Source organism: Lamprocystis purpurea DSM 4197 (assembly GCF_000379525.1).
Classification (GTDB): domain Bacteria; phylum Pseudomonadota; class Gammaproteobacteria; order Chromatiales; family Chromatiaceae; genus Thiodictyon; species Thiodictyon purpureum.
Genome location: NZ_KB902548.1, coordinates 17,603 through 27,044, shown reverse-complemented (window position 1 = coordinate 27,044; position 9,442 = coordinate 17,603). Strand labels below are relative to the sequence as shown.

The window sequence follows — 9,442 nt, the reverse complement described above, 5'->3', positions numbered from 1 at the left end:
CGCAAGAGAACTGGAGGTCGAGGCTTTAGCCGGTCGACCTCGCGTATGCGCGGCCCTCGTCCGGCTAACGGCCATGGAAGGAACCGCCCCGGAAGATGAAAGTCCCCGTGGGAGCGGCGTCCCGCCGCGATGCGGTGCCGCGGTGACCTCGACGCTGCGGCTGCGCGCCCGGCCCCATCGCGGCGGGACGCCGCTCCCACAGGGTCGCTGCGCGACTTTCACGGTAAAGCCTCGACCTCCAGAGCGCGACGCTCGGGTGCCTACCGGAACGATGAGCACGGCCATCGTATAGGTGCTTCATGAGATTTTTGCACAAGGTGTTCACGCTCGGTCACTTCGTGATCAGCCTGATGTTCATTGTCTGTGCCTTCGTTCTCATTCTGCTGGCTACCCTGCAACTCTGGCAAAGCCTCCAATGGGATAGCATCCTGGCGCTCAGGCAGCGTCTGAATGGTGTCCTGGAAAGTATTGCTTTGCTGACCGTGGCCGTCGCCGCCCTGGAGTTGGGGCAAACCCTACTCGAAGAAGAAGTTCAGCGCGAAGCTCACATGAGCGCGCCGACACGTGTGCGGCGGTTCTTATCCCGCTTCATGGTCGTGCTCGTGGTGTCACTCTCGATTGAAACGCTGGTGCTCGTGTTCCGTGTGAGCCATGATTCTCCTGAACTCCTGCCGTATGTGGCGACAGTGGGTCTGGTCGCCGGGTTCCTGCTTGCGGCCTGGGGTCTCTTCATCCGATTCAATTGCTGCGCCGAGGAACTGGAGCCGGAGGCGATGGCACAGGCCAAGCAGGAAGATGAGAAGTTGGCCTGACGACTTCTGGATCCGTCCCGTAGGTCGGGTTAGGCGCGCGTGGCACTGTTCTGGCAATCAAAAACAGAAGGCTAACGCGCGACGTACCCCGGCATCCCGGCGCTGCGCCACGAACGCCAGTGGCTGGAAAAATGATCAAGATCCGGGCTGGTCATGATCGCCGTTTCGGCCCAAGCGACAATTCGGATTTGTCCACAGATGTCACAGATGTTCACAGATGAAGAAAAAAATCTGTGACATCTGTGGATCAGATCTTGCGCCACAGGGCCTCGGCAGAAGGTCTGTCCGGAGCGATGATCAGGCCTTGATCATCATTCTGGCCGGTGTCCGGGCGGGCCTTGATCGTAATCCCGGCCAGCGGGGTGCGTAGTCAGGGCTTCCAGCCCTGACGGTGTCAGGCCAGGATGGCCTGACTACGCACTCGGCGAACCCGATTGCCGGAATCTTGATCGAGGCCCCGGTGTTCTTGCGTACTCTGCGAGTCAGTCTATGCCGTCGGAGCCCACAGATCATCCAGATTGATCGTCACCGCCTCGAATGGCGGGACTGACACCTCCGCCGCGCCCGCAAAGCGGCCAATCTCCCGCCAGGCTCCGCCGTCCAGGGCGTAGGCTTCGAGGGTGTGTGCCAAGGGATCGAGCAGCCAGGCATAGGCCACGCCAAAACGGGCGTAGATGGGCATCTTGATCTCCCGGTCGGTGCCGGCGGTGGATGGCGACAGCACCTCGCACACCCAATCCGGGACTACCGTGGCGCGGTGCCCGCGGGGTAGTACCGGCATCCGTTCGCGGCGCCAGCCGGCCAGATCCGGGACATCGACCTCGGCGTCGCGGATGAAGTGCAGTTCCGGTTCGTCGATGAACCACCAGCCGCCCGGGCCGCCACGTCCCCGTTGGAAAGGGCCGATCAGGTCATACCCGAGCGACGACGCGGTGAAGCCATGCGGCAGGCTCGGACGCGGCTGGGTGTAGAGTTGGCCGTCGAGGATTTCGCCGGTCAGCCCTTCGGGCAGGGCCTCGAGTTGTTCGTAGAGACTGGGGCGGGGCTTGGTACGCGCGTGCATGGCTCGGGCTCCCGGATGGGTTGATCCGCTTGACTCGGTGAGCGACCGTGGTGAATCTTACGCCGTCGTGGCCAATGACGAGTCTCCGCCCGGCTGTGGCGCGGCGCCAGCCTTGATCATGATACCGGCTACGCGGCATCGTAGGGTGGATAAGCGCAGCGCAGTCCACCAGCGGCGGCGCGGGATTCGGTGGACTGCGCTATCGCTTGTCCACCCTACGGCCGGAACGGTGATCAAGGCCGCCACGCGTGCAGTGTCTTTTCGGCTCAGGTCAAATCGAACGCCTGGAGCAGCTTGAACAGACCAAAGGCCATCGCGCCCGCGGCCGGCAAGGTCAGGATCCAGGCCCACAGCATGCGTTCGACCACGGTCCACTTGATGGCGGAGAACCGCTTGGCCGCCCCGACGCCCAGGATGGCGGCCGAGATGTTGTGGGTGGTGGAGACCGGAATGCCGAGTGAGGACGCGATGGTGATGACGGTGGCCGCCGAGGTCTCGGCGGCGAAGCCGTGGATCGGATGCAGGCGGACGATCTTATGGCCGAGCGTCTTGATGATCCGCCAGCCGCCGACCGCGGTCCCGGCGGCCATCGTCAGGGCGCAGGTCACCTTGATCCAGGTGTCGATGTCGCCCTGGGTCATGGCACCGTCGCTCGGGCGCAGCCAGGTCAGCCAGTCGGGCAGTTGCTCCAGGGTGCCGGCCTGCTGGGCCGAGACCAGCGCGAGCGCGATGATACCCATGGTTTTTTGCGCGTCGTTGAGGCCGTGGGCGAGACCCATATAGGCCGCCGACCCGAGTTGCGCCTTGCCGAAAAAGGCGTTGACCCAGCGCGGCCGGGCCATCCGCCGCAGCAGGCCGCCGCTGCGCGACATCGCCCAGAGCAGGGCGAACAGCAGGCCCATCATCAGGAAACCAACGACGAATCCCATGAGCGGACTGGTGAACATGGGCACCGCGACCTTCCACAGGATGCCCGCGCCCTTGTACCAGGGGTCGGCCGGCTGGGACCAGATCACCGCTCCCCACTGACCCTGGGCGGCCGCCACCGCGGCGCCGCACAGGCCGCCGATCAGCGCGTGCGAGGACGAGGACGGCAACCCGAGATACCAGGTCGCCAGGTTCCAGACGATGCCGCCGGCAAGCGCGCAGATGATCAACTGCGAGGTGACCTCGACCACCGACTGATCGATCAGACCAGTGGCGATGGTCTTGGCGACCGCGGTGCCCCAGAGCGCGCCGATCAGGTTGGTGGTCGCCGCCAGCGCGACGGCCTGCATGGGTGAGAGCACCTTGGTCGCGACCACCGTGGCGATGGAGTTGGCCGTGTCGTGGAAGCCGTTGATGTACTCGAAAACGAGCGCGGTGAGCACCACCGCGATGAGGAGGGTCAGCACGCCGGTCTCCTCAACTGTTCTTGAGCACGATCTGGTAGGCCACCACCCCGGCCTCGCGGCAGCGGTCGATGGCTTTCTCCAGGATCTCGAAGAACTCCTTGATCAGAAACATTTGTTTGCCGTCGAAGTGGCCCGCGTAGATGTCGCGATAGAGTTCGAGCATCAAGCGGTCGGCCTCGCTCTCGATGGAGCGCAGTCGGTCGTTCAGGATCTTCATCTCCTCGATTTTCATCCGACGCAACTGGCGGACCATTTCCACCACCACATTGGCGGCCTGCTCCAGCATGGCTGCCCGCTGGGCGAAGTCGATGCCGTCGAGCAAATGGACGGCCAGGGCATAGCGCTCGGCGAACCGCTCCACCTGTTTGGGGATGCGCACCAGGGCGTAGCTCAGGGCCTCGATGTCCTCGCGTTCCAGTGCGGTGACGAAGCTGTTGATCAACTCCTCGTTGATCTTGTCCGCGATCACCCGCTCACGCTGGCGGGCAAGGCGAAACGCGTCCAGCGCGGGTGGGCGGTCGTTTTCGCGCAGCATCGTGTGCAGCGCGGTGGTGCTGTCGGCCGCGGCGACGGCCGCGTCTTCGAGCAGCCCAAAAAACTGGTTGCCTTTACCAAAGATCGTCTGGAGCGAGAACATACCTGCGCCTCGGCGGGGAAGGGGGTAGCAGGCGCCGTGGGTGGGGCGCCCGATGTGTCGATTTTATGAGCGCTATGTTACAGCGCGGCCCCCGAGTCGTCCCGTTTCCGGTTTTTATCCAACGCCTGAATCGAGGTAGATCGTCGCGAGCGGGAGTGCAATGCCGAGTGTGTCGAGCGTCAGCGTGCCGTCCGGTTCCTCGATCAGGAGCGGCTGCCACCAGTTGCCGTGCCGACGGTAATGGAGCACGGCAACCGCCGTCGAGTCCACCAGTACATAATCGGTCAAGGTTTCGATCGTCTGGTATTGCAGGAACTTGGCGCCGCGGTCATCCTGCGCCGTGCTGGGCGACAGTACCTCAATGATCAGCACCGGGTTGACCAGAGTGCGCAGACCATTGATGGTGACGTAGCGCGGATCGCAGGCGACCGACAGGTCGGGATACAGATACGGACTCCCGGTATTGACCTTGACCCGCTGATCGCTCGGGAAAGGCCGGCAGCCGCGTTCCCGCAGGCCGCCGCGCAGCTCGGTCAACAGGTTGACGCAAATGGTGTTGTGCTCCGGCTGCGCGCCGCCCATGCAGAACACCTCCCCATTGCGGTACTCGCAACGCGCGTCCGCGCCGCGGTCGAGGGCGAAGTATGCGTCCAGGCTGAGGAAGGGTCGCTTCAGGGAGGTGGCCATGACAGGAACCGAATAGGGGGCGCTGTCAAGAGTATAGCGGTTGACTGACCCGGAAGCTGAAGGTCCGCGGTGGGACGGAGAGTCAGAACAGTGTGCGCAAATCCAGCAGAATGCCGGGGAGTGCGGCAATCCCGACCCGTGACGGATCGGCGACGCGAAACTGCCGAGTATAGCGACCCTCGTCCGGGTCCTGGTGGATGTCGAGGTGGCGCCCGGGGCAGTCGATGATCCAGACCTCGGGTATCCGGAAGCGGGCGTAGAGCGGCAGCTTGATGCGGCGATCGTGTGCCAGGCTCGTCTCCGAGACCTCGATCAGGAGCAGGCAGTCATCAGGCCCCGGATGCGTCTGTTCCTCTCCTGCTCAAGATTTGCTTTCAGATTAAGGCGTTCCGTCTCTGGAAGCGACGCCCGCGCGCCTGAGCGCGCGGGCGTGTTCCTTGTCTAACCCGTCTGTGCCGCCGCCGACAAGTCCCAGACCTCCGGGGAGTGATAGAGGCGTGCCAGTTGCAGTTCGCGCTCGATTTCCATCTCGCGCGGCAGATGGTCGCCGAAGCGGGTGAACAACTCTTCCTGGTCGTTGGTCTCCTGGCGGGCGGTCTCGATGGTGATGTTGGTGATGGCGGCGAAGTCGGAGCGCGAATAGTCGATCCCGCTCCAGCAGATGGCGTCGTAGCCGGGCACCCAGCCCAGGGGGCTCTCGATGGCGGCACCACAGTGGTTGCAGCGGTCCACCACCCATTTCAGGATGCGCATGTTCTCGCCGTAGCCGGGCCAGATGAAGCGCCCGTGCTCATCGCGGCGGAACCAGTTGACGCGGAAGATGCGCGGCGGGGTGGCGACCATCTTGCGGCCGATGCGCAGCCAATGCCGCCAATAGTCCGCCATGTTGTAGCCGCAGAAGGGCAGCATCGCCATGGGGTCGCGGCGCATCCCGGCCTGGCCGATGGCGGCGGCGGTGGCCTCGGAGCCCATGGTGGCGGCCATGTAGACGCCGTGCTCCCAGTTGTAGCTCTGGAAGGCGAGGGGGAAGTGGTGGCTTACCCGCCCGCCGAACAGGAAGGCGCTGATCGGCACGCCCTGGGGGTTCTCCCACTCGGGGTCGATGCAGGGGCACTGGGCGGCTGGGGCGGTGAAACGGGCATTGGGGTGGGCGGCTGGGGTGCCGGAGCCCGGAGTCCAGTCGTGGCCCTTCCAGTCGATCAGGTGATCGGGCGGCTCCTTGGTCAGCCCCTCCCACCACACGTCGCCGTCGTCGGTGAGTGCGCAGTTGGTGAAGATGCAGTTGGCGTACAGCGTCGCCATCGCATTGGGGTTGGATTCGACATTGGTTCCGGGCGCGACACCGAAGAACCCGGCCTCCGGGTTGATGGCGTAGAACTTGCCGTCCGCCGGGTTGGGCTTGATCCAGGCGATGTCGTCGCCGACCGTGGTGACCTTCCAGCCCTCGAAGCCCTTGGGCGGAATCAGCATGGCGAAATTGGTCTTGCCGCAGGCGCTGGGGAAGGCGGCCGTGACATACATCTTCTTGTGCTCCGGGTTTTCGACACCCAGGATCAACATGTGCTCGGCCAGCCAACCCTCGTCGCGCGCCATCACCGAGGCGATGCGCAGGGCCAGGCACTTCTTGCCGAGCAGGGCGTTGCCGCCGTAGCCGCTGCCGAAGGACCAGATCTCGCGGGTCTCCGGGAAATGGGCGATGTACTTATCCGAGATGTTCGGCGCACAGGGCCAGGGCACGTCCGGCTCACCGAGCAGTCGGGGCGCACCGACCGAGTGCAGGCAGGGGATGAACTCGCCGTCCTCTCCCAGCGTCTCCAGGACCGCCTGGCCCATGCGGGTCATGATCCGCTGGTTGAGCACCACGTAGGGCGAGTCGGTGATCTGGACCCCGATATGGGCGATGGGTGAACCGATCGGGCCCATGCTGAAGGGGATCACATAGAGGGTGCGTCCTTTCATACAGCCCTTGAACTCGCCGCGCAGGATCTCCTTCATCTCGCGCGGATCCTTCCAGTTGTTGGTGGGACCGGCGTCCTCCTCGCGCCGCGAGCAGATGAAGGTGCGGTCCTCGACACGGGCCACGTCGCTTGGATGGGAACGCGCCAGGAAGCTGTTGGGGCGGATCTCCGGGTTGAGGCGGATGAAGGCGCCGCTCGCGACCATCTCGTCGCACAGCCGGTCATATTCCTGCTGGGAGCCGTCGCACCAGTAGACCCGATCCGGATCGCAGAGGGCGGCCATCTCGTCGATCCAGGCGAGGAGTCGGCGGTGAGCGGTGCGTTCGGCACCATCATGGGTCTTGGACATGGCTGGATTCTCCTCAACAGGTCATTGAATGGAGCGGAACGGGTCTTGTCTGAACGCGAGGGCCATGGCCCGGCCGCTGAATCAAGCAAATTTTGTACCCGTCGAAAGGTGACCATCCCGGTCGCAGTCCGCGACGCCCCGCGGCGGAGTCGGCAGAGCGTCACTGGAAACTGCTCCTAGTTTAAGGCATCGTGACAGGCTCTTGCGCGGTCGCGCGCCAACGCCCGACGGCTGCGGCGAGGACGCCGCCGCGAAGCCAACTTTTCGTGGAGTGTTCACGTGTCCGCCCAAGACGAACTGACCATCACGCAACCCGATGACTGGCACCTGCACCTGCGCGACGGGCCGGCCATGGCCAGCGTGATCGGACATACGGCCCGCCAATTTGCCCGGGCCATTGTCATGCCGAACCTCAAACCGCCGGTCACCACCACCGCGCAGGCGCTGGCTTACCGCGAACGGCTGCGCGCGGCACTGCCCGCGGGCAGTGACTTCAGTCCGTTGATGACCCTGTATCTCACGGATCATACGCGTTCGGAAGAGATCGCCGCGGCCAAGGCGAGCGGCGCCGTGCATGCCTGCAAACTCTATCCGGCGGGTGCCACCACCAACTCCCAGGACGGGGTGACCGACCTGCGGCGGCTCGATCCAGTGTTCGCGGCCATGCGTGAGGCGGGTCTGCCGCTCCTGGTCCATGGCGAGGTGACGGACCCGGATGTGGATATCTTCGACCGCGAGCGTCGCTTCATGGACGAGCGCCTGGCGCCCATCGTGGCCGGTTTCCCGGGTCTCAAGGTCGTGTTCGAGCACATCACGACAGCGGATGCCGTGGCCTTCGTGCAGGCGGGGCCGGACACCCTGGCCGCCACCCTGACGCCTCACCATCTGCTGTACAACCGCAACGCCATGCTGGTCGGCGGTATCCGTCCGCACTTTTACTGTTTGCCGATCCTCAAGCGCGAGCGCCACCGCCTGGCCCTGGTGGCGGCCGCGGTCAGCGGGAATCCGCGCTTCTTCCTGGGCACCGACAGTGCGCCGCACCCGGTCGACGACAAAGAGAGCGCTTGCGGCTGTGCCGGAGCCTACAGTGCCCATGCCGCACTGGAGCTTTATGCCCAGGTCTTCGAGCAGGCCGGTGCCCTGAGTCGATTGGAGGGGTTCGCGAGTCATTTTGGACCCGACTTTTACGGGTTGCCGCGCAATACCGCGCGGGTGACGCTGCGTCGGGAGCCCTGGACGGTGCCGCACAGCTATGCCTTCGGACCGACTCGCGTGATTCCGCTGGCCGCCGGGGAGGTTCTCAACTGGCGGCTGTCGGATCAGGGCGGCGATGGTCCGGCGGGTGTTGCGCCGCGTCGCGCGTCGCCACCCGCGTCGGGTGGAGACCATTGAGGCGATTCCCGTGACTAACGGCCATGGAAGGAACATCAAGCCGCCCCGGAAAATGAAAGTCCCCCGTGGGAGCGGCGTCCCGCCGCGATGCGGTCCCGTGGTGACCGCGAACGCTGCGGCTGCGCGCCCGGCCCGTCGCGGCGGGACGCCGCTCCCACAGGGTCGTTGCGCGACTTTCACGGTAAAGGTCTCAACTGCTTATGCCTGCAAGATTTTTAGGGGCTGTCGGGACGACTGAAGTCGCCCCGACATGTCGCCCCTGCCTGGCGGTCGATCTCTTACTGCCCAAAGGTTTCGGTGCGTGTGCGCGTCGGCGGCGGCGCCGGTTTCACGACGGGTGCCGATCCGTCACTGTCCTTGAAGTCGACATCGGCCCAGATATCAGCCTGGTCCTCGGACTCCGGCGGATTGCCGTCGTAGACCAGATTCCGGCGCCGCTGCAGATAGGCGTCGCGCAGGAAAACGTAGGGGTCCAGTGCCGCATCCGTCAGGATCTCGCCCGCGGCCAGCCGATCGGCGCGGAAGTCGACGATCCTCAGGGTGGCGAATCCCCAATAGATCTTGCCGGTTTCGATGCTGAAGAAGGGATCCGTGACGATATCTCCGGCGAACCCGATATTGTCGCGCAGGTTGCTGGGTCCGAAGATCGGCAGCATGAAATAGGCGCCGGGCGGGATGCCCCAGTAACCCAGGGTCTGACCGAAGTCCTCCTTGTAACTCGGCAATCCGGCGTTGGTGGCGACATCGAAGAAGCCCAGGATACCGACCGTCGAGTTCATGAAAATGCGCCCCAGGTCGCTGCCGGCGCGCGACATCTTGAACTGGAGAATGTTGTTTACGAACGACGTGAAGTCATCGATATTGCTGAAGAAGTTGGTGATGCCGCGGTCTACCGGCTCGGGCGTGACGGCCTTGTAGCCCTTGGCGAGCGGGCGCATGAAGGCGTTGTCGAAGTCGGTGTTGAAGCGGAACACGGCGCGGTTGAAGGGTTCGAGTGGGTCGCGCGGGTCCGTCACCCGGTCGGGGTTGGAGGCGCAGGCGGCGACCAGCAGCGCCGGCAGCACCAGGCCGACCAATCGGCGGGTCCGCGGTGTGCTCTTCCACGAGTACATTTCCTTACATCCCCCCAGATGCCCGACAGGGCATGGAT

Annotated in this window: 8 protein-coding genes and 1 pseudogene; 2 read left to right on the top strand and 7 right to left on the bottom strand. The window is 64.6% G+C overall.

Features of this window, described 5'->3' with window-relative positions; genetic code table 11:
• The first annotated feature begins 299 nt into the window (after nucleotides 1–299).
• The gene (locus A39O_RS0127750) at nucleotides 300–812 is read left to right on the top strand and encodes a hypothetical protein (RefSeq protein WP_020507924.1); all 513 of its coding nucleotides are present in this window, start codon (nucleotides 300–302) and stop codon (nucleotides 810–812) included.
• A gap of 487 nt (nucleotides 813–1,299) precedes the next feature.
• Here A39O_RS0127750 and A39O_RS0127745 read toward each other — a convergent pair whose 3' ends face one another.
• The 6 genes and pseudogenes from A39O_RS0127745 to A39O_RS0127720 all read right to left on the bottom strand — a co-directional run bounded on the left by A39O_RS0127745 (nucleotide 1,300) and on the right by A39O_RS0127720 (nucleotide 6,900).
• On the bottom strand, nucleotides 1,300–1,875 hold the full coding sequence (locus A39O_RS0127745; RefSeq protein WP_020507923.1) for a Uma2 family endonuclease: 576 nt from the start codon (nucleotides 1,873–1,875) through the stop codon (nucleotides 1,300–1,302).
• A 266-nt stretch (nucleotides 1,876–2,141) separates the two neighbouring features.
• A complete protein-coding gene (locus tag A39O_RS0127740; RefSeq protein ID WP_020507922.1) occupies nucleotides 2,142–3,269 on the bottom strand; it encodes an inorganic phosphate transporter in 1,128 nt (375 codons plus the stop codon).
• Between the two features lie 10 nt (nucleotides 3,270–3,279).
• On the bottom strand, nucleotides 3,280–3,906 hold the full coding sequence (locus tag A39O_RS0127735) for a DUF47 domain-containing protein (protein ID WP_020507921.1): 627 nt from the start codon (nucleotides 3,904–3,906) through the stop codon (nucleotides 3,280–3,282).
• Nucleotides 3,907–4,020: 114 nt separating this feature from the next.
• A complete protein-coding gene (locus tag A39O_RS0127730) occupies nucleotides 4,021–4,593 on the bottom strand; it encodes a Uma2 family endonuclease (protein ID WP_020507920.1) in 573 nt (190 codons plus the stop codon).
• A gap of 82 nt (nucleotides 4,594–4,675) precedes the next feature.
• A pseudogene (locus A39O_RS39475) lies at nucleotides 4,676–4,930 on the bottom strand (Uma2 family endonuclease); the annotation flags it as partial.
• 104 nt (nucleotides 4,931–5,034) lie between these two features.
• Entirely contained in the window at nucleotides 5,035–6,900 is a 1,866-nt protein-coding gene (locus A39O_RS0127720) for a phosphoenolpyruvate carboxykinase (GTP) (RefSeq protein ID WP_020507918.1), read from the bottom strand.
• A gap of 279 nt (nucleotides 6,901–7,179) precedes the next feature.
• Here A39O_RS0127720 and pyrC point away from each other — a divergent pair, with 279 nt between their 5' ends.
• Nucleotides 7,180–8,292, top strand: coding sequence for a dihydroorotase (pyrC, locus tag A39O_RS0127715; protein ID WP_020507917.1), 1,113 nt, complete (start codon nucleotides 7,180–7,182; stop codon nucleotides 8,290–8,292).
• A gap of 278 nt (nucleotides 8,293–8,570) precedes the next feature.
• Here pyrC and A39O_RS35515 read toward each other — a convergent pair whose 3' ends face one another.
• A complete protein-coding gene (locus tag A39O_RS35515; RefSeq protein WP_051088898.1) occupies nucleotides 8,571–9,404 on the bottom strand; it encodes an MlaA family lipoprotein in 834 nt (277 codons plus the stop codon).
• Between the last annotated feature and the right edge of the window lie 38 nt (nucleotides 9,405–9,442).

Excerpts from the sequence above, each read along its gene's own strand:
- A39O_RS0127750 (WP_020507924.1), top strand. The coding sequence starts at position 300 with ATGAGATTTTTGCACAAGGTGTTCACGCTCGGTCACTTCGTGATCAGC.
- A39O_RS0127745 (WP_020507923.1), bottom strand. The coding sequence starts at position 1,875 with ATGCACGCGCGTACCAAGCCCCGCCCCAGTCTCTACGAACAACTCGAG.
- A39O_RS0127735 (WP_020507921.1), bottom strand. The coding sequence starts at position 3,906 with ATGTTCTCGCTCCAGACGATCTTTGGTAAAGGCAACCAGTTTTTTGGG.
- A39O_RS0127730 (WP_020507920.1), bottom strand. The coding sequence starts at position 4,593 with ATGGCCACCTCCCTGAAGCGACCCTTCCTCAGCCTGGACGCATACTTC.
- A39O_RS0127720 (WP_020507918.1), bottom strand. The coding sequence starts at position 6,900 with ATGTCCAAGACCCATGATGGTGCCGAACGCACCGCTCACCGCCGACTC.
- A39O_RS35515 (WP_051088898.1), bottom strand. The coding sequence starts at position 9,404 with ATGTACTCGTGGAAGAGCACACCGCGGACCCGCCGATTGGTCGGCCTG.